The following is a 324-nucleotide window of genomic DNA, read 5'->3' on the forward strand; positions in this document are numbered from 1 at the left end:
AGAGTAACTCCAAAGGTTTTGAGTAACTCAAAACATTCCTTGCTATGTCTTTGAGGACATAAAAATCCGCTTAGGGTGGATTGAAGTTAGCCTTCGTAAGAAGCTGTCCCCATCCCGAATGGAAGCTGTTCGGGAAATCCAGTCCTTTGCGGAACATCAAGCCTTGTTCTTCTCGGAACGATATGGATACGCTACACATCGCTTTGCCTTCCGGGTGCAAAATTACGGCTAAAAATGCGCCCTTGTACAATGCTACCCCAGACAACCACTGCAACTATCGGCAACATGCTGCCACAGGATTTGAAAACCATTGTTTTTCGGAAA

The 324-nt window shown here is 45.4% G+C and carries 1 protein-coding gene; it reads right to left on the reverse strand.

Annotated elements, in window-relative coordinates; genetic code table 11:
* Positions 1-70: 70 nt before the first annotated feature.
* Positions 71-199, reverse strand: a complete 129-nt coding sequence (locus tag KTQ90_RS13920) for a hypothetical protein (protein ID WP_288963227.1) — start codon at positions 197-199, stop codon at positions 71-73.
* Between the last annotated feature and the right edge of the window lie 125 nt (positions 200-324).

It is taken from the genome of Leyella stercorea, from assembly GCF_019052365.1.
Lineage (GTDB): Bacteria > Bacteroidota > Bacteroidia > Bacteroidales > Bacteroidaceae > Prevotella.